At 67.9% G+C, this 19,809-nt stretch carries 16 protein-coding genes; 11 read left to right on the top strand and 5 right to left on the bottom strand.

The features are described from left to right. Position 1: 1 nt before the first annotated feature. The 10 genes from LRP66_RS10705 (at position 2) to LRP66_RS10660 (ending at position 13,433) form a co-directional block, all read left to right on the top strand. Positions 2–3,208 (top strand): efflux RND transporter permease subunit, encoded by a 3,207-nt coding sequence (locus tag LRP66_RS10705; RefSeq protein ID WP_230482573.1) that lies wholly within the window; start codon positions 2–4, stop codon positions 3,206–3,208. 259 nt (positions 3,209–3,467) lie between these two features. Beyond that, complete coding sequence (locus LRP66_RS10700) at positions 3,468–4,673, top strand: DUF445 domain-containing protein (RefSeq protein WP_230482571.1); 1,206 nt, start codon at positions 3,468–3,470, stop codon at positions 4,671–4,673. Positions 4,674–4,770: 97 nt separating this feature from the next. Then, positions 4,771–5,877 (top strand): ABC transporter permease, encoded by a 1,107-nt coding sequence (locus LRP66_RS10695; RefSeq protein WP_230482569.1) that lies wholly within the window; start codon positions 4,771–4,773, stop codon positions 5,875–5,877. After that, a complete protein-coding gene (locus tag LRP66_RS10690) occupies positions 5,877–6,794 on the top strand; it encodes an ABC transporter ATP-binding protein (RefSeq protein WP_230482567.1) in 918 nt (305 codons plus the stop codon). The genes LRP66_RS10695 and LRP66_RS10690 overlap by 1 nt, the downstream gene beginning before the upstream one ends. Continuing rightward, on the top strand, positions 6,794–7,756 hold the full coding sequence (locus LRP66_RS10685; protein ID WP_230482565.1) for an MlaD family protein: 963 nt from the start codon (positions 6,794–6,796) through the stop codon (positions 7,754–7,756). The genes LRP66_RS10690 and LRP66_RS10685 overlap by 1 nt, the downstream gene beginning before the upstream one ends. A gap of 20 nt (positions 7,757–7,776) precedes the next feature. Continuing rightward, positions 7,777–8,361, top strand: coding sequence for an ABC-type transport auxiliary lipoprotein family protein (locus tag LRP66_RS10680; RefSeq protein WP_230482563.1), 585 nt, complete (start codon positions 7,777–7,779; stop codon positions 8,359–8,361). 267 nt (positions 8,362–8,628) lie between these two features. Beyond that, entirely contained in the window at positions 8,629–10,101 is a 1,473-nt protein-coding gene (locus tag LRP66_RS10675; RefSeq protein ID WP_230482562.1) for an efflux transporter outer membrane subunit, read from the top strand. Further along, entirely contained in the window at positions 10,101–11,492 is a 1,392-nt protein-coding gene (locus LRP66_RS10670) for an efflux RND transporter periplasmic adaptor subunit (RefSeq protein ID WP_230482561.1), read from the top strand. Before LRP66_RS10675 ends, LRP66_RS10670 begins: the two co-directional genes overlap by 1 nt. Continuing rightward, the gene (locus LRP66_RS10665) at positions 11,482–12,228 is read left to right on the top strand and encodes an ABC transporter ATP-binding protein (RefSeq protein WP_230482619.1); all 747 of its coding nucleotides are present in this window, start codon (positions 11,482–11,484) and stop codon (positions 12,226–12,228) included. The genes LRP66_RS10670 and LRP66_RS10665 overlap by 11 nt, the downstream gene beginning before the upstream one ends. After that, positions 12,228–13,433 (top strand): ABC transporter permease, encoded by a 1,206-nt coding sequence (locus LRP66_RS10660; protein ID WP_230482559.1) that lies wholly within the window; start codon positions 12,228–12,230, stop codon positions 13,431–13,433. Before LRP66_RS10665 ends, LRP66_RS10660 begins: the two co-directional genes overlap by 1 nt. On the opposite strand, the gene LRP66_RS10655 is transcribed toward LRP66_RS10660, so the two are convergent. The 5 genes from LRP66_RS10655 to LRP66_RS10635 are packed head-to-tail and all read right to left on the bottom strand — an operon-like array spanning position 13,402 to position 18,693. Continuing rightward, positions 13,402–14,025 (bottom strand): nucleotidyltransferase family protein, encoded by a 624-nt coding sequence (locus LRP66_RS10655; RefSeq protein WP_230482557.1) that lies wholly within the window; start codon positions 14,023–14,025, stop codon positions 13,402–13,404. The two genes, LRP66_RS10660 and LRP66_RS10655, sit on opposite strands and share 32 nt — an antisense overlap. Then, a complete protein-coding gene (locus tag LRP66_RS10650) occupies positions 14,012–14,935 on the bottom strand; it encodes an XdhC family protein (protein ID WP_230482555.1) in 924 nt (307 codons plus the stop codon). The genes LRP66_RS10655 and LRP66_RS10650 overlap by 14 nt, the downstream gene beginning before the upstream one ends. Beyond that, positions 14,935–17,172 (bottom strand): xanthine dehydrogenase family protein molybdopterin-binding subunit, encoded by a 2,238-nt coding sequence (locus LRP66_RS10645; protein WP_230482553.1) that lies wholly within the window; start codon positions 17,170–17,172, stop codon positions 14,935–14,937. Before LRP66_RS10645 ends, LRP66_RS10650 begins: the two co-directional genes overlap by 1 nt. A gap of 4 nt (positions 17,173–17,176) precedes the next feature. Beyond that, entirely contained in the window at positions 17,177–18,160 is a 984-nt protein-coding gene (locus tag LRP66_RS10640) for an FAD binding domain-containing protein (RefSeq protein ID WP_230482551.1), read from the bottom strand. Then, the gene (locus tag LRP66_RS10635) at positions 18,157–18,693 is read right to left on the bottom strand and encodes a 2Fe-2S iron-sulfur cluster-binding protein (RefSeq protein ID WP_230482550.1); all 537 of its coding nucleotides are present in this window, start codon (positions 18,691–18,693) and stop codon (positions 18,157–18,159) included. Before LRP66_RS10635 ends, LRP66_RS10640 begins: the two co-directional genes overlap by 4 nt. A 113-nt stretch (positions 18,694–18,806) precedes the next feature. Here LRP66_RS10635 and LRP66_RS10630 point away from each other — a divergent pair, with 113 nt between their 5' ends. Further along, complete coding sequence (locus LRP66_RS10630) at positions 18,807–19,805, top strand: glycerophosphodiester phosphodiesterase (RefSeq protein WP_230482548.1); 999 nt, start codon at positions 18,807–18,809, stop codon at positions 19,803–19,805. The last annotated feature ends 4 nt before the right edge of the window (positions 19,806–19,809 follow it).

The following is a 19,809-nucleotide window of genomic DNA, read 5'->3' as shown; positions in this document are numbered from 1 at the left end:
GATGAGTTTCCGCAACATCTCCGCATGGGCGATCCGGAACCCGGTTCCGCCGATCGTCCTGTTCGTCGCGCTGACGCTGGCGGGGATCGTCAGCTTCATGCGGATGGATGTGAACAACGACCCCGACATCGATTTCCCGATCGTCGTGGTCGTCGTGAACCAGCCGGGTGCGGCACCGACCGAGCTGGAGACCCAGGTCACCCAGCGGGTCGAGGCGGCGTTGCGGAATCTCCAGGGCGTCGACCAGATCACCTCGACCGTGACCGAGGGCCAGTCGCAGACCCTGGTCCAGCTCGACATCGGTACGCCGATCGACCGCGCGGTCAGCGATGCGCGCGACGCGATCACCCAGATCCGCTCGATGCTGCCCGACGGCATCCTCGAGCCGCAGGTGATCCGCGTCGACTCGACCGACAACGACCTCGCCAGCTACTCGGCGATCGCGTCCAACATGACGCCCGAGCAGCTCAGCTGGTATATCGACAACAACGTGACCAAGGAGCTGTTGTCGGTCCCCGGCCTGTCCAAGGTCATCCGCAACGGCGGCGTGACGCGCGAGATCCGCGTCATCCTCGATCCCTTGAAGCTCCAGGCGCAGGGCCTGACCGCGAGCGAGGTCAATGCGCAGCTCCGCATGACCAACCTGAACGCGGCGGGTGGTCGCGCCGAGATCGCGGGGACCGAACAGGCGGTCCGCGTGCTGGGCAATGCGCGCAACGCCTATGACCTGGGGCAGAGCCAGATCAATGTCGGCGGCGGCCGCACCGTAAGGCTCGCCGATATCGCGACGGTCCGCGACCTCTACGCCGAGCAGCGTTCGCAGGCGGCGGTCGACGGGCGCCAGGTCATCAGCTTCGACTTCCAGCGCGCCAAGGGCGCATCGGACGTCAGCGTCTTCAAGGGTGCGGTCGACAAGCTCAACGAACTCCAGAAGCGCAATCCGGAGGTCAAGTTCGTCCTCCGCTCGAACAGCGTGAAATATACCGAGCAGCAATATGAGAGCGCCATCCATGCGATGATCGAGGGCGCGGTGCTGGCGGTGATCGTCGTGTTCCTGTTCCTGCGCGACTGGCGCGCGACGGTGATCTCGGCGCTGGCCATCCCGCTGTCGGCGATACCGACCTTCTGGGTCATGGACCTGATGAACTTCACGCTCAACCAGATGACGCTGCTCGCGCTCAGCCTGGTCGCGGGCGTGCTGGTCGACGATGCGATCGTGGAGATCGAGAATATCGTTCGCCACATGCGCATGGGCAAATCCGCCTACCAGGCGTCGATCGACGCGGCGGACGAGATCGGGCTGGCCGTGCTGGGCACCACCATGGCGATCGTCGCGGTGTTCCTGCCCGTGTCGATCATGCCGGGCGTGCCGGGCCAGTATTTCAAGAATTTCGGCCTGACCGTCGTCGTCTCGGTGCTGATGAGCCTTGCCGTCGCGCGCATGATCACACCGATGATCGCGGCCTATTTCCTCAAGTCCGCCGGTCATGCCAGCCATGGCGAAGGGCGGTTGATGGACGCCTATATGGCGACGCTCCGCTGGTCGCTTCGCTACGACCGGCCGACCGACGGGCCACCGCGCGGCCGCGTCCGGCGGTTCTTCGGGCGGTTCCGCGATCACCGCTTCTGGGTGATCGGCATCGGCTTCCTCGCCTTCGCGCTGACCGTCGTGATGTTCGCGGTCATCCCCAAGACCTTCCAGCCGCCCCAGGATAACGACCAGGCGGTCGCCAAGATCGAGATGGTGCCCGGCACCACGCTGGCGCAGACCGACCAGGTGGTGAAGCGCGTCGCCGCGTTCCTCAAGAAGCAGCCCGATGTCGAATCGGTCTATTCGCGCACCGGCGTCGGCAATGGCCGCGTGGTGGCGACGTTGAAGGAGGACCGCTCGATGAAGAGCACCGACTTCGAACGGTCGCTCGCGCCCGAACTGGCGGCCGTCCCCGACGCCCGCGTCTCCTTCCAGTCGCAATTCGGCTGGGGCTCCAGCGGTCGCGACCTGACCATCACGCTGGGCGGTGACGATCCGGCCGTGCTGCGCGATACCGCCAACAAGATCGTCGAGCAGATGGGGACCGTCCCCGGCCTGGTCGCGCCGCGGATTGTCGGCAATCTCGACCGGCCCGAGATCGTCATCCGCCCGCGCCTCGACCTCGCGGCCAATCTGGGCGTGACGACGCAGGCGCTGTCCAGCGCGATCCGCATCGCGACGCTGGGCGATATCGACCAGAATTCGGCGCGCTTCTCGCTGTCGGACCGTCAGGTGCCGATCCGCGTCGCGCTCGACCAGAATGCCCGCGCACGCCTGTCGACCATCCAGAACCTGCCGGTCCAGACCCAGACCGGCGGATCGGTGCCCTTGAGCGTCGTCGCCGATATCGGGCTCGGCGCCGGGCCGACCCAGATCGATCGTGTGAACCAGCGGCGTCAGGTGACGGTCGGCGCCGATCTGGCCAAGGGCGTGATCAGCGGCGACGCGATGAAGAAGGTCCACGACCTGCCGATCATGAAGAATCTGCCGATGGGGGTCAGCGAAATGGTGCTGGGCCAGGCCAAGATGCAGAACGAGATGATGACCAACTTCTTCACGGCGATCATCTCCGCCATCTTCATGGTCTTCGCGGTGCTGGTGCTGCTCTATCGCCGCTTCCTGCCGCCCTTCGTCAACATGGCCTCGCTGCTGCTCGCGCCGCTGGGCGGATTGCTGGCGCTCTACTTCACCGGCAATCCTCTCTCGCTGCCGGTCTATATCGGGTTGCTGATGCTGCTCGGCATCGTCGCCAAGAACTCGATCCTGCTGATCGACTTCGCGCTGGAGGAGATCGCCAAGGGCGTGCCAGTACGCGACGCGGTGCTCGACGCCGGTCACAAGCGTGCGCAGCCGATCGTGATGACCACGGTCGCGATGGTGGCGGGCATGGTCCCGACCGCGCTGTCGCTGGGTGGTGACGGGTCGTGGCGCAGCCCGATGGGCGTGACCGTGATCGGCGGCCTCGCCATGTCGACCATCCTGACGCTGTTGATCGTGCCCGCGGCGTTCAGCCTGGCGGTCGGGGTAGAGCGCTGGATCGGCCCGCGCCTGGGCAAGCGGTTGCTGACCTACACGCCCGGTGACGAAGTGGGGGCAGGGCCAGTGATCGAAGGCCCGGCGGGCGGCCCCGCGCTGCCGCCCGCGACCGGCAAGCTGGGTTATGGTCCGGCGGAATAAGACCGCGCCCGAACGGCAAGGGGGACCATGTCAGGGATGGTGGAGGGGGAGCGCCGCACGGGTCGACTGGTGTGGCGGCCCCCCTCCGTCCGCGCTTCGCGCTGCCACCGCCCCGTGCCGGGGAGGATCACGCACGCCGTTTCGTTACGCTCGGGAAAGATTCCACTTGAACAAAGCCGCCGTTCGCGAATTGTCCTGAACGATGGAAGTCGCGACGCGATTGGGGGGTAGTCAGCCCGTTCCAGCCGCCCTGCGGAAAATGCGGGCGGTTGCGACGGGGCTGTTGCTGTCGATGGCGGCGCTGTTCCTGATCTCGCGCGCCCTGCAGCCGGTTCATCCCCTTTGGGGTTTCGTCCGCTCCTTCGCGGAGGCGGCGATGGTCGGTGGGCTGGCCGACTGGTTCGCGGTGACCGCGTTGTTCCGCCATCCGCTGGGGCTGCCCATCCCGCACACCGCGATCGTGCCGCGCAACAAGGACCGTATCGGCGACACGCTCGCCAACTTCCTGCGCACCAATTTCCTGATCCCCCGCGTCGTCGCGCGGCGGATGCACCGGCTGGATGTCGCGGGCGCCGCCGGGCGCTGGCTGGCGCAACCGCCGCAGGAGGGCGGGCGGATCCGGCGCGGCGCGTCCAAGCTGTTCGCCGAGATGCTGACCGCTTTCGATCCCCAGCGGCTCGGCGGCATGGTCAAGGCGGGGATCGGCGCCCGGCTGCGCGCGACCGAGGTGTCCCCGATCCTCGGCCAGTTGATGAAGGCCAGCATTGCCGAGGGGCGGCATCTGCCGTTGCTCGACTCGGTGCTGCGCTGGGCGGCGAGCGCGCTGGAGGCGAACGAGCCGATCGTCCGCGCGATGGTGCATGAGCGTGCGGGCGCGATCCTGCGCTGGACCGGGCTGGACGAGACGCTGGCCGACAAGCTGATCGACGGGCTGCACAAGCTGCTCCACGACGTGGCCGAGGATCGCGAGCATCCGCTTCGCCTGAAGATCGAGGAGGGGTTGGATCGCCTCGCCTGGGACCTGCAATATGATCCCGACACCCGCGCCCGGGTGGAGGCGATGAAGAACGACCTGGTCGCCAACCCGGCGATGCAGCGCTGGATCGACGGATTGTGGGAACAGGCGCGCGAGGCGCTGCTGCGCATGGCCCGCGACCCGCAGGCGGTGACCGCCGGACGGCTGGGCGAGACGCTTCGCCAGCTCGGCCAGACCTTGCAGAGCGATCCTCGGCTGGCGGCGACGATCAACCGCTTCGTGCGCCGCGCGGTCGTCGGGGTGGCGGCCGACTATGGCGACGCCATCGTCCGGCTGGTGTCGGAGACGGTACGCGGCTGGGACGCCGATACCGTCACCTCACGGCTGGAGAACGCGGTCGGCCGGGATCTGCAATATATCCGGATCAACGGCACGCTGGTCGGTGGCAGCGTCGGCCTGATCCTGCACGGCGTGGACAGGCTGCTTTGAAAACGCCACTCATGCGTCTAATTATAGGGCCGGGTCGATTCGTCGTGCCGATGAAGCGCCTTGTCGATGCCCCCGCTTTCGCTCAAAGAGGCAGGTGATGAACGCCAAGGCCGATTATCAGCTGGATCCGGCGAACGGTGGCGCGATGCGCTTCACCGGCAGTCTGTCGCTGGCGACGCTGGGCGACCTGCCCGAGCGCCTCGATCGCGAGGACGCCTCGGTGCGACGACTCGACCTGTCGCAGGTCGACCGGATCGATACCGTCGGCGCCTGGCTGATCCACCGCTTCGCCGCGCGCAACGATGCACAGATCGACGGACTGGACGACGACCAGCGTCACCTGATGGCCAAGGTGGTCGAGGCGGATCAGCCGGTCGCGATGCGGCCCAAGGCGATCAGCCCCTTTTCGCGCGTCGCGGGGGAGGTCGGCGATGCCGTCGTCGCCGCGTTCCAGACGCTGTACGGCCTGCTCGGCTTCATGGGCGCGACGGTGCTCGCCGCGCTGGCGGTGATCCGCCATCCGCGCCGTTTCCGCTTCAATGCCGTGGTGCACGAGTTCGAGACGGTGGGCGTGACCGCGCTGGCGATCGTCGGGCTGATGAGCTTCCTGATCGGCATCGTCATCGCGCAGCAGGGCGCGGTGCAGCTTCGCCAGTTCGGCGCGGAGGTATTCACGATCAATCTGGTCGGTCGCCTGACGTTGCGCGAGCTGGGCGTGTTGATGACCGCGATCATGGTGGCGGGCCGCTCGGGATCGGCCTTCGCGGCGCAGATCGGCACGATGAAGCTGACCGAGGAGATCGACGCGATGCGCGTCATCGGCGTGTCGCCGATGGAGGCGCTGGTGCTGCCCCGCACGCTGGCGGCGGTCACGCTGATGCCGTTGCTCGGCTTCTATTCGTCGCTGATCGCGATGATCGGCGGCTGCTTCCTGGCGGCCGTGTCGCTGGGCATCCCGCCGATCACCTTCATCGCGCGCATTCGCGAGGTGGTTCCGATCACCGACCTCTATGTCGGCCTGATCAAGGCGCCCGTCTTTGGCGCGATCATCGCGATCGCGGGGTGTTTCCAGGGGATGCAGGTCAAGTCGGATGCCGAGCAGGTCGGCCTGCGCACCACCGCCGCCGTCGTGCAGGCGATCTTCCTGGTGATCGTACTCGACGCCTTCTTCGCGGTGTTCTTCACCTGGATCGGATGGGATTGATGGCCGAGCAGGACGAACATCTGATCCAGGTTCGGGGGCTGCGCAACAGCTTCGGCGAGCAGGTGATCCATGACGGGCTCGACCTCGACGTGCGCAAGGGCGAGATCCTGGGCGTGGTCGGCGGATCGGGCACCGGCAAGTCGGTGCTGATGCGCACGATCATCGGGCTACAGACCCCCGATGCGGGCGACATCACCGTGTTCGGCGAGCAGACCATCGGCCGCGAGGCGACCGAGGCGGTCGATGTGCGAAAGCGCTGGGGCGTGCTGTTCCAGGGCGGCGCGCTCTTCTCCACGCTGACCGTCGCGGAGAATGTCGCGGTGCCGCTTCGCGAATTCTACCGCGACCTGCCCCAGGCGCTGATGGACGAGATCGCGTCCTACAAGGTGGTGATGACCGGCCTGCCCGCCGACGCCGGTCCCAAATACCCCGCCGAGCTGTCGGGTGGCATGAAGAAGCGTGCCGGGCTCGCCCGCGCGCTGGCACTCGATCCCGAACTGCTGTTCCTCGACGAGCCGACCGCGGGGCTCGACCCGATCGGCGCGGCGGCGTTCGACCAGTTGATCGCCTCGCTCCAGAAGACGCTGGGGCTGACCGTCTTCCTCATCACCCATGACCTCGACACGCTCTATGCGATTTGCGACCGGGTGGCGGTGCTGGCGGACAAGAAGGTGATCGCGGTCGGCACGATCGACGAGCTGATCGCGCTCGACCATCCCTGGATCGAGGAATATTTCAAGGGGCCGCGCGGTCGTGCGGCGATCGCCGCCAAGGACGAGGTCGCCGATATCCGGCCCCGCTCAGCCGAGACCGACGCCGCCCGCCACCCCACCGAAGTCGAAGCCCATGCCACCGGCCAGCGGTCGCAGGGGACCGAAGCCGATGCCCATGCGAGAGGCGAACCAGGGACACGCTGATGGAAACTCGTTCGAACCACGTCCTTGTCGGCTCCGTCGTGCTGATCCTGCTCGTCGTGCTGGCGCTGTTCACCGTATGGATCGCCCGGCTGGGCGGCACGTCGGAGAAGGAATATGACATCTTCTTCCGGCAGTCGGTCGATGGCCTGGCCAAGGGCTCGGCGGTCACCTATTCGGGCGTGCCCTCGGGGCAGGTGAAGGAAATCGCGCTGTGGCGGCCCGATCCGCAATTCGTGCGGGTGCGGGTCGCGGTCAACGAGCAGACGCCGATCCTGCAGGGCACGACCGCGTCGATCTCGGCCAGCTTCACGGGCACCAGCACCATTTCGCTCGATGGCGCGCGCAAGGGTGCGCCGCCGATCGCCTGCCCGCAGCCGGAGAACCGCACTGTCTGTCCCTACGGCGTGCCGGTCATCCCAACCAAGCAGGGCGGTATCGGCGCGATCCTCAACTCCGCGCCGCAGTTGCTGGAGCGGCTGTCGACGCTGACCGAGCGGCTGACCGGGCTGCTGTCGGATCGCAACCAGGCGTCGATCGCGGGCATTCTCGACAACACCAACCGCCTGACCGACGCGCTGGCCGATCGCGGGCCGGAGATCGCCGCGACGCTGGCGCAGACCCGCGTGGCGATCCAGCAGGCGGGTGACGCGGCGCAGTCGATCGGCCAGCTCGCGGCGACGACCAACGGCCTGCTCGCCGAGGACGTCAAGCCGACCATGGCCAATCTGAACAAGGCGATCGCCTCGGCGCAGCAGAGCGCGGATACGCTGAACGCCGCGATCGGCGATGCGCGACCGGGCCTGCAGACCTTCTCCAAGCAGACGGTGCCCGAGGCGGATCGTCTGGTGAAGGACCTGCGCGTGATGACCCAGTCGCTGTCGGCGGTCGCCGAGAAGGTCGACCAGCAGGGCGCAGGGTCGCTGATCGGGCAGCAGAAGCTGCCGGACTATAAGGGCAAGTGAGGAAGCCGATGAGGACCGTCATGAAGACTCCGCTGATCGTTCTGCTCGCCGCGCTCCCGCTCGCCGGTTGCATCAGCTTCGGCGCGAAGCCGCCGCCCTCGCTATTGACGCTCCAGGCGCAATCGGCGCCGACGGTGGGCCAGACCCAGGATTCGGGGCAGGGCAAGTCGATCACCATCGCGGTGCCCAGCGCGCCGCAGGAGCTCGCCACCGCGCGGGTGCCGGTACAGGAGGATGCGACCAGCATCGCCTATGTGAAGAACGCGCAGTGGGCAGAGCCGCCGACGCGGCTGTTCGCGCGGCTGATGGCGGATACGCTGACCGCACGGGCGGGCCGGGTGGTGCTGTCGGCGCGGGATTCGATCGGTGATCCGGGCGATCGTCTGGGCGGCGAGCTGCGCCAGTTCGGCATGGACGCCACGCGTCGCGAGGCCGTGGTGATGTTCGACGCCTCGCTGCAACGCGATGGCCAGACGGGGATCGAGAAGCGCCGCTTCGAAGCGCGCGTGCCGGTGGGCAGGATCGACGCGGATAGCGTCGGTCCCGCGCTGAACCAGGCGGCGAACCAGGTGGCGCAGCAGGTCTCGGACTGGGTGGGTCGGTAACACCCGTTCCTCCCCGGTACGGGGAGGGGGACCAGCCGCAGGCTGGTGGAGGGGGAGCGCCGCACGGTACGACCTGTGTGGCAGGCCCCCCTCCGTCAGGCCTTCGGCCTGCCACCTCCCCGTACCGGGGAGGATTTTATCGTCCCCTCCGGAACCATCCCGTCGCCAAAACGTGCGTTGTAAAATGACGGGAATTTCGTACTCCCGTCACACTTTGCGACATAAACGCACTGGACGGGGCCGTAACGGCGGGGCAGGTTCGCCGCCATGAAGCCTCGCGCCCGCGTCCTTCTCGTGGCCACAGCCGCCTTGTCCGGCTGTACGGTCGGCCCCGATTACCGTCCCGCCGCTCCCCAAGAGCTGGGGGTGCCCGCCAATTGGTCGGTCCCCGCGGCCAATGCGCAGGCGCAGGACCTGACCCGCTGGTGGCGATCGTTCGACGATCCGCTGCTCGCCGAGCTGGTCGAGCAGTCGGTGGTCGCCAATACCGATGTCGTCCAGGCGATCGCCCGGCTGCGCCAGGCGCGCGAGAGCCTGATCCAGAGCCGCGCGTCGCTGCTGCCCACCCTGTCGGGTTCGACCGGCTACCAGCGCAACGAAAATCTCGCCGGCGGCGGGCGCAGCTTCACGCTGCCCGACGGGACCGTGGTCGATACCGGCGGGGGCGGAAGCAACAGCTATACGGTCGGGCTGTCGGCCAGTTACCAGCTCGGCCTGTTCGGTGAGGTCCGCCGCACCGTTGAGGCGACCCGTGCGACCTATGAAGGCGCCGGGTTCAGCTATGCCGCGACGCTGCTGACGGTCGAGAGCGAACTGGCACGCAATTACATGCTCGCGCGGGCCTACCAGGCGCAGCTCGCCAATGCGCGGGCGAGCCTGACCCTGCAGGACGACAATCTGGAGATCGCCGGTTTCCGCGTGCGGGCCGGGCTCGTCTCCTCCCTCGACGCCGAGCAGGCGCGCGGCCAGCGGGCGCAGACCGCCGCGACCATTCCATCGATCGAACAACAATATAACGCCGCCGTGTCGCGCCTTGGCGTGTTGACCGCGCAGGCACCGGGGGCGGTCAAGGCGCGCATGGAGTCGGTGCGCCCGATCCCGCGCGGGCCCGCCGCGATCGGCGTCGGCATTCCGGCCGATATCCTGCGCCGTCGCCCGGATGTCCGCGCCGCCGAACGCAACCTGGCGGCGGCCAGCGCGCGGATCGGCGTGGCACAGGCGGCGCTCTATCCCGCGCTCGCCATTTCGGGGAATATCAACACGGCGGCGACCAGCCTCGGCTCGCTGGGCGACGCGATCACCGGCAGCCTGTTCGCCGGACTGACCCAGGCGATCTTCAACGGCGGCCGGTTGCGCAGCCAGGTACGCGGTGCGCGGGCGCTGGCCGACCAGAGCTACGCCGCCTATCAGGGCACCGTGCTGCTCGCGCTCGAGGATGTCGAGAACGCGATCGTCGCGCTCAACACCGCGCGCGAGCGGGAGCGGCTGTTCGCGGTGCAGCTCGACGCCGCGCGCAACTCGGCGATCCTGGCGCGCAGCCAGTATCGCTCGGGCCTCACCGATTTCACCACCCTGTCGCAGCAGGAGGCGGCGCTGCTGAACGCCGAGAACGGGCTGGTCCAGGCCCGCTCCGACGCCGCCACCGCGCAGGTCGCACTGTTCGCCGCGCTGGGCGGCGGCTGGGACGACACCGTCATTCCCGAAGCGCCGCCGCGCGCGACAACCCCGGAAAACCGCTGATGGCCGACCAGACTCTCGACGATTTCCTGGGCGTGAAGCCGCAACCGCGCTGGCGCAAATGGGTTCAGTGGGGGATCGTGATCGTCGGCGTGGTGCTGCTCGCGCTGCTTCTGAAAAGCTGTTTCGGCGGTTCGAAGGAGGCGGGATACGCCACCGCGCCGGTGACGCGCGGCGACCTGACCGTGACGGTCTCGGCCACCGGCAAGCTGGCGCCGACCAATCAGGTGACGGTCGGCTCGCAGCTATCGGGGCTCGTCACCAAGGTCGTGGTCGACGTGAACGACCGGGTGAAGGCGGGCGAGGCGCTCGCGCTGATCGACCCCGAGCAGATCGACGACCAGATCCGCGCGGCGCAGGCGACGTTGAGCGCCAATGTCGCGCAGGTGGCGCAGGCGCGCGCGACCGTCTCCGAGGCGCAGGCGCAGCTCCGGCGGCTGGAGGAAGTCTACAAGCTGTCCAACGGGCGTGTGCCGTCGGGCACCGAACTCCAGACCGGTCGTGCCGATGCGCAGCGCGCGGTCGCCGCGCTTCGCGTCGCCGAGGCCAATGTCGCCGCCGCCCGCGCCCAGCTCGCCCAGTCGCAGACCCAGCGCCAGCGCGCGATCATCCGCTCACCCGTCTCGGGCGTGGTGCTGGCGCGGCAGGTCGATCCGGGCCAGACGGTCGCGGCGTCGTTCAACACGCCGACCCTGTTCGTCATCGCCGAAGACCTGACCAAGATGAAGCTGGAGGTCGCGATCGACGAAGCCGATGTCGGCGAGGTGAAGGTGGGGCAGAAGGCCAATTTCACCGTCGACGCCTTTCCGGGGCGGACCTTCCCGGCGACGATCACGCGCGTCGATCTCGGCTCGAACCTGACGGTCAGCGCGGCGACGTCCTCGTCGTCGTCCTCGACGGCGGGCAGCACGTCGACCACGGGGCAGGTGGTCAGCTATGCCGCCGACCTGACCGTCGCGAACCCCGACCTGCAATTGCGGCCGGGCATGACCGCGACCGCCGATATCGTGACCTCCGACAAGCGCGGCGTGATGCTGATCCCCAATGCGGCACTGCGCTTCCAGCCGTCGGACGGGGCAGGGCAGGGCGGCGGCGGGATCGCCGGATCGCTGACCTTCCGCCCGCGTCGCGACCGCGCGGCCCGCACCGCGACGGTACAGCGCGGCGCGACCCAGACCGTCTATGTGCGCGGCGCCGACGGCAAGCCGCAGCCGGTCCAGATCGTCACCGGCGACACCAACGGATCGATGACCGAGGTCCTGTCGGGCGGGCTGAAGCCCGGTATGCAGGTCATCACCGGCCAGCTTTCGGGCAGTGAAGGCGCGTCGCGTGGCGGTGGCGCGAGCGGCGGCGGCCAGCGTCGCCAGGGCGGCGGGGGCGGTGGTGGCCGCTGACGCCCCCCTCATCCGGTTGCGCGGCGTCACCAAGACCTATGGCAGCGGCGCGACACAGTTCCAGGCGCTCAAGGGAGTCGATCTGGATATCGCGGCGGGTGATTTCGTCGCGGTGATGGGCCCGTCGGGTTCGGGCAAGTCGACGACGATGAACATCCTTGGCTGTCTCGACGTGCCGAGCGGCGGAAATTTCCTGTTCCGTGGCCATCCGGTCGAGACGCTGGACCGCGATCAGCGCGCGATGCTTCGGCGGCGCTATCTGGGCTTCGTGTTCCAGGGGTTCAATCTCCTTTCGCGCACCACCGCGCTGGAGAATGTCGAACTGCCGCTGCTCTATCGCGGCGAGGATAAGAAGACGCGGCGCGAGCTGGGCATGGCGGCGCTGGAGAAGGTCGGGCTCGACAAATGGTGGGACCATACCCCCGCCGAACTGTCGGGCGGGCAGCAGCAGCGCGTGGCGATCGCGCGCGCCATCGTGACCAGCCCCGACGTGCTGCTCGCCGACGAGCCGACCGGCAATCTCGACTCCGAACGCTCGGTCGAGATCATGGAGCTGCTGACGGGGCTCAATCGGGACAGCGGCATCACCGTGCTGATGGTCACGCACGAGCCCGACATGGCGGCGTTCGCGCGGACCGTCATCCACTTCAAGGACGGGCTGGTCGATCGAATCGAGGCGCAGCACCGGCCGGGCGTCGTGCCGGAAATGGCCCCGATCGACAGGGATGCGAACTGATGTTCGGCACGACACTCATCCTCGCGATCCGCTCGATCAGGCGGCATGTGCTTCGCTCGTTCCTGACGACCCTGGGCATCATCATCGGCGTCGGCGCGGTCGTGACCATGGTGACGTTGGGCAAGGCGACGACGGCGGCGGTTCAGCAGTCCATCTCGTCGCTGGGCACCAACATCCTTCAGGTGCGCCCCGGCCAGGGCTTCGGGCGTGGCGGCGGCGGCCCGCGCCCGCCCGACTTCAAGCCCGAGGACGTGTCGGCCATCGCGGACCAGATCGCGGGCGTGACGGCGGTCGCTCCGCAGGCGCAGACCACCGCGACCGCTATCTACGAAGGCGCGAACTGGTCGACCACGGTGACGGGCACGACCCTCGCTTACTTCACCGTTCAGCCCTGGCCGTTGGCATCGGGGCGGCTCTGGACCCCGGCCGAAGAGGCGTCCGGCAAGGCGGTGTGCATCATCGGCAATACCGTCCGCAAGAACCTGTTCCCCAGCACCGACGCGGTCGGCAAGCGCTTTCGGATCGGCGCGATCAGTTGCGACGTGGTCGGTGTGCTGACCACGCGCGGGCAGGGGGGCTTTGGCGACCAGGACGATGTCGTCCTCATGCCGATCAAGGCGGTGCAGCGCCGCTTCACCGGCAGCCGCGACATCCGTCTGATGCTGGTCGGCGTCGACCAGGCGTATCAGACCAGCGCGGTCCAGGCCTCGCTTACCGACCTGCTGCGCGAGCGGCGCAACATCACCGGTGGCAAGGAAGACGACTTCAACATCTTCGACACCAAGCAGATCAGCGATACGCTGACCAGCACGACGACGATGCTGACCCGCATCGTCGCGGCGGTGGCGGCGATCAGCCTGGTCGTGGGCGGCATCGGCATCATGAACATCATGCTGGTGTCGGTGACCGAGCGGACGCGCGAGATCGGTATCCGCCTGGCGATCGGCGCGGTCGCGCGCGAGGTGCTGATGCAGTTCCTTGTCGAGGCGGTGGTGCTGTCCTGCCTGGGCGGGATCATCGGGTTGATGCTGGCACAGGCGATCATCGCCGCGCTGGTGCCGCTGATGCAGGTGCCCTGGACCTTCGACCTGCAGATCAACATCGTCGCCTTCGCGATTTCGGCGGTGATCGGGGTGGTGTTCGGCTATTTCCCGGCGCGGCGGGCGGCGGCGCTCAATCCGATCGATGCGCTCCGCCACGAGTGACCACGCGTTCGGGCGCATGGACCAGCGCGCGTAGCCGTTCCAGATCCTCGGGCGTGTCGATATCGATCAGCTCGGCGGGGGCGGTCACGACATGCCGTCCCCCGGCGACCAGCTTGCGCCCGCCCTCGTCGCCCTTGAGCGTCAGCAGCGCGTCGAAGCGGGCCGAGCCGAACAGCCCCGGCGGGGTGGGATATTGGCCGTTGCTCGAGGCGACGATCGTGTCCGGCCCCTCGAACGCGTCGAACAGCCGATAGATATGCGACGCCGTCACGCGCGGCATGTCGGCCAGCGCGATCAGGATCGCCCTGGGCGACGCGGCGATCGCCTCGCGCACGCCGAGATGCAGCGAATGCGACATGCCCTGACCCACATCGGCGTTGTGGATCACGTGATAGCCGCGCGAGGCGAAGTCGAGCTGGCATCCGTCGGTGACCACGATCCGCGTCGCGAAGCGAATATCCTCCAAGGCGGTGGTGACGTGGAAGCCGACCGGCTTGCCCAGGAACTCCGCCTCCAGCTTGTTGGCGGTGCCGAACCGGCTCGATCGTCCCGCCGCGAGCAGGACCAGTGCGACTTCTTCAGCGGCGATCATGAAAGGCTCCGATCATCGCCGCCGCGATCGACAGCGCGATCTCGGACGGGCCGATCGCGCCGATATCGAGGCCGACAGGCCCGTCGATCCGGTCGATCGCTTCCGCGGTGAGACCCGCCGCCGCCAGCCGCTCGCGCCTTGCGGCATGGCTGCGGCGACTGCCCAGCGCGCCGACATAGGCGGTGTCGTGCGAGAGCGCGGCGATGAGCGCCGGGTCGTCGATCTTGATGTCGTGGCTGAGCGTCACGACGGCGGTGGCGGGGCCGGGGGCATAGGCGGCCACCGCCTCGTCCGGCCAGCGATCGTCGAGCGTCACGCCGGGGAAGCGCTCCTCGGTCAGGAAGCGGGCGCGCGGATCGATGACGGTGGTGGCGATGCCGAGCGTCTGCGCCAATTGCGCCAGGCTTTGCGCGATCTGGACCGCGCCGACGATCAGCAACCGGCGCGGCGGGTCGTAGCGATTGGCGAAGACCTCCCCCGTCTCGATCGGCCGCAGGTCCGAATGGCCGGTGGCGAGGTCGGTGGTGACGGTGAGCGACCGACCGTTATCGCGCGCCTCGGCGATCCGGTCGAACAGCTCGGGATCGAAGCCCTGGGCCGAGACCGGCTGCACCATCACCGCGATCTCGCCGCCGCAGGGCAGCCCGACTTCCCAGGCCGACGCATCCGCGACGCCGTAGCGCTTCACCTGGGCGGGGGCACCGGCGATCACCTCGGCGGCGGTGTGGAGGATGTCGTTCTCCACGCAACCGCCCGAGACCGATCCCTCGAACCGGCCATTGGCATGGACCAGCATATGGCTGCCACGCGGACGCGGTGCCGACCCCCAGGTCGACACCACCGTCGCGATCGCCATCGGCTCGCCCCGCCATTCGCGCGCGGCGGCGAGGACGCTGTCATTCTCGCTCATCAAAGCGCCGGGAGATGGTCGAGCAGCTTGTCGAGCGTCACCGGCATCTCGCGCACCCGGATGCCGGTGGCGTTGTAGATGGCGTTGACGACCGCCGGGGCCGCGCCGGAGATACCCAGCTCGCCGATCCCCTTGGCGTGGATCGGGTTGGCGTGGATATCGCGTTCGTCGAGGAAATGGACCTCGAGCTGGGGCACGTCGGCGTTCACCGGCACATGATATTCGGCCAGGTCGTGATTCACCAGCTTGCCGGTGCGCTGATCGTGGATCAGATCCTCGGTCAGCGCGGTGCCGATGCCGAAGGTCATGCCGCCCAGGCATTGGGAGCGCGCGGTCTTGGCGTTGAGCACCCGCCCCGCCGCGAACACGCCCAACATCCGGCGGACGCGAACCTCGCCGGTGACGATGTTCACGCCCACTTCGGCGAAATGCGCACCGTAGCTGGCCTGGTTGAACTGCTTCTCCTGCGCACCCGGCTTGATCTCGCCGATGGCGGACAGGCCGTCCTCGCCGACCAGCTCGCCGATCGGAACCGACCGGTTGTCGCCGATCGCCATCCCGTCCTTCAGCGTCAGGCTGTCGGTGTCGACGCCCATCGCCTTGGCCAGCTTCTCGCGGACCCGCTCGGCCGCGAGGTATACCGCCGAACCCGCCGAGGCCGCACCCCAGGAGCCGCCCGAACCCGCCGCGGGGGGATCGTTGGTATCGCCCAGCGCCATCGTCACCTTCTCGACCGGAAGCCCCAATATCTCGGCGGCGATCTGCGCCATGATCGTGTAGCTGCCCGTGCCGATATCGGTCATCGCCGAGGAGACGGTCGCGGTGCCGTCGGGATGGAGTTCGACCTTGGCGGCGGACTGCTGCAACTGGTTGGAGCGACAGGCGGCGGCGACGCCCATGCCGATCAGCCAGTCCCCCTCGCGCCGCTGGCCCGCAGCTTGACGCCGGTCCCAGCCGAAATGCTTCGCACCCTCCTCCAGCGAGCGGGTAAGCGCACGCGAGGAATAGGGAACCTTCAACTCGGGGTCCTGCTCGGGATCGTTGACCTTGCGAAGGGCGATCGGATCCATGCCGATCGCTTCGGCCAGCTCGTCCATCGCGCATTCCATGCCGACCATGCCGACCGCCTCGCCCGGCGCGCGCATCGAGCCCGACAGCGTCCAGTTGAGCCGGACCACATCATGATTGATGCGCCGGTTCTCGCCACCATAGAGGAAGTGCGTGCCGATCCCGACGGGCTCGAAGAAATCCTCGTCGGGCAGGTTCGAGGTGATCGACTCGTGCCCGAGCGCGACGATCCGACCGCCCGCTTCCGCGCCCAGTCGCATGTGCTGTTCGGTGTTGGAGCGGCGGACGGTGGCGTCGAACACCTGCTGGCGCAACATCACCGCCTTGACCGGACGGTTCAGCCGCTTGGCCGCGATGGCGGCGGCGACGCTCTCGGGCGCGATGCCCAGCTTCGATCCGAACCCGCCGCCGATGTAGCGCGAGATGATCCGGACCTTCGACTGCGACACGCCCAGCGCCTTGGCGAGCTGCTGCGCGTCGGAGGTCGGCATCTGATACGCGCCGTAAAGCGTCAGCGCGCCGTCCTCCCACACCGCGATGGAGGCATGTGGTTCCATCGCGGCGGAGTTCTGGCTGGGGGTGGTGTAGGTCACGTCGATCTTGACCGCCGCGCCATCGAACGCCTTGTCGAAATCGCCCTGGTCGTAATGGCCCTTGATCAGGCCATCGGTGGCGGGCTCGGCCTCGGCCCTGTTCGCTTCATAGTCGAACGTGCCGTCCAGCGGTTCATAGTCGACCTTGAGCCGCTTGGCCGCGTCACGCGCGACCTCGAAGCTTTCGGCGACGACGATCGCGATGATCTCGCCGAAATAGTCGACGGTGCGGACGCCCTGCGTCGGGGCCTCCGTCTCGCCGCCCTGCTGCGAGTTGCGGATGAAGGTGTCGTAATCGGTGATGACGTCGATCACGCCCGGGATCGCCTTGACCGCGTCGGCGTCGATCGACGTGATCTTGCCATGGCCGAAGCGCGCGCTGACCAGCACGCCGTGCGCGCAATTCTCGATCGCATATTCGGCGGCATAGGTGGCGGTGCCCGTCACCTTTTTCGGTCCGTCCACCCGGTCGAGCGGTTTGGAGATCACCCCCTGCACGCCGGTGTCGAGCAGGCTGTCGGGGTGCGGCTGATTCATCGTCAGCGAATGCGTGTCGTCCTTGCCGAATCCGAACATGGGATCAGCCCTCCTGCGTCAGTTCACGGAGCGTCGCGATCAGCGTGCGGCGCGTCAGCGGAATCTTGAAGTCGTTCGAGCCATGGCCCCTGGCATCGGCCAGCAGCGCATCGGCGGCGGCGTTGAACGCCGCGTCGCCCGGCGCCTGTCCGACCAGCGCCTGCTCCACCGCCTCGTCGCGCCACGGCATCGGGCCGAGCCCGCCAAAGGCCAGCCGGGCCGAGGCGATCCTGCCGTCCTCGACCGCGACGATCGCCGCGACCGACACCAGCGCAAAGGCATAGGAGGCGCGGTCGCGCACCTTGCGATAGGTCTGACGACCCTTGGGGGCGGGGGGCAGTTCGACATGGGTGATCAGCTCGCCCGGCTGCAGCACCGTCTCGATCTCCGGCGTGGCTCCCGGCAGGCGGTAGAAGTCGCCGATCGCGATGCGGCGGCGGTCGCCATCGGGCGTCTGGGTGATGACCACCGCCTCCAGCGCACGCATCGCGACGGCCATGTCGCTGGGATGGGTCGCGATGCACTGGTCGGAGGTGCCGAGGATCGCGAGGATACGGTTCTCGCCACCGATCGCCGAACAGCCGCTGCCCGGCTCGCGCTTGTTGCACGGGGTAGCGGGATCGTAGAAATAATAGCAGCGCGTTCGTTGGAGCAGGTTTCCGCCGGTCGACGCCTTGTTGCGCAACTGCCCCGACGCACCGGCCAGCAACGCGCGCGACAGCACCGGATAGCGCTCGATCACGCGCGCGTCGGCGGCGAGGTCGCTATTGGGGACCAGCGCCCCGATGGTCAGCCCGCCGTCCTCGCGCTCCTCGATCTCGGTCAGCGCCAGGCGGCTGATGTCGACCAGGGTGTCTGGCGTCTCGACCTGCAATTTCATCAGGTCGAGCAGATTGGTGCCGCCCGCGATGAAGCGCGCGCCGGGGACCGCGCCGTCACGGGTGGCGGTGCCGATCGAATCGGCGCGCGCATAGTCGAACGGCTTCATGCCACGACCTCCCGGTCCATGGTCTCGCTGGCGTTGCGGTCGCCTTGTCCGCCTACCTCGCGGATCGCGTCGACGATGTTGGGATAGGCGGCGCAGCGGCAAAGATTGCCGCTCATCCGCTCCGAAATCTCTTCGACGGTCAGCTCGGCCTGGCCCAGATCCTCGGTGACGTGGCTCGGCCAGCCCTTCTTCACCTCGTCGAGCATACCCACCGCCGAGCAGATCTGCCCCGGCGTGCAATAGCCGCACTGGAATCCGTCATGGCGAACGAACGCGTCCTGCAGGGGGTGGAGATTGCCCGGCTGACCCAGTCCCTCGATCGTGGTGATCTCGTCATCCTGGTGCATCACCGCCAGCGTCAGGCAGCTATTCACCCGGCGGCCGTTCACCAGCATCGTGCACGCCCCGCACTGGCCATGGTCGCAACCTTTCTTGGAGCCGGTCAGCCCCAGATGTTCGCGACACAGGTCGAGCAGGGAGGTTCGGACATCGACGTCGATGTCATGCGATTGACCATTGATTGTGAAATGCACGGGCACATCCCCTCGGGACTGTTATCGGAAGATTAAACGTCATGAATCTCTTGCGTTTCCCGTTGCGAGCCACTCTCATTGCCGTGACGCTTGCGTTGGGGCAGGGTGAGGCCATGTCCGCCGAACCGACCACGCCGCTGTCGCCCCCCATCGTCATCGCGCATCGCGGCGCGAGCGGGGAGCGGCCCGAGCATACGCTCGCCGCCTACGACCTCGCGATCCGGGAGGGGGCGGACGTGATCGAGCCCGACCTGGTGCCGACCAAGGACGGCCACCTCGTCGCGCGGCACGAGAACGAGATTTCGGGGACGACCGATGTCGCGTCGCATCCCGAATTCGCCGACCGCCGCACCACCAAGACGATCGATGGCCAGAGCGAGACCGGCTGGTTCACCGAGGACTTCACCCTCGCCGAGCTGAAGACCCTTCGCGCCCGCGAACGCCTGCCGCAGCTTCGCTCGACCGCGTATGACGGGCAGTTCGAGATCCCGACGCTGGAGGAGATCATCGCGCTCGCCAAGCAGCGGACGAAGGACACCGGGCGGACCATCTCCATCTATCCGGAAACCAAGCACCCGACCTATTTCGCGGGGATCGGCAAGGGGACCGACGCACCGCTGATCGCCGCTTTGACCAAGGCGGGGTGGACGACCGCCGACGCGCCGGTCTTCATCCAGTCGTTCGAGGTGAAGAACCTCCAGCATCTGAAGACGATGACGGGCATCCGCCTGATCCAGCTCGTCGCGGCGGAGGGCGGTCCGGCGGACGGGGCCGCGCCCGATTATGCCAGGATGATGACGCCGGAAGGGCTGAAGCGGGTCGCGACCTATGCCTGGGGGATCGGACCGGACAAGGCGATGCTGTGGTCGGGCGATACCCCGACGTCGCTGGTCGCCGACGCGCACCGGGCGGGGCTCCGCGTCCACCCCTGGACCTATCGCGCCGAGAATTATTTCGTTCGGCCCGCCTTTCGCCGGGGCAGCGATCCCAAGACGCATGGCGATGTCGCGGGTGAAATTCGCGCCGCGCTCGGCCAGGGCATCGACGGTTTCTTCACCGATTTCCCGCAAATCGGGGTAGACACCCGCAACGCCGTCGTGCGTCCTCGTTGAAAGA

Origin of the sequence: Sphingomonas sp. Leaf21, assembly GCF_916858675.1 — a bacterium.
Taxonomy (GTDB): domain Bacteria; phylum Pseudomonadota; class Alphaproteobacteria; order Sphingomonadales; family Sphingomonadaceae; genus Sphingomonas.
The sequence above is the reverse complement of the archived record's forward strand: the minus strand, read 5'-3'. Positions and strand labels throughout refer to the sequence as shown.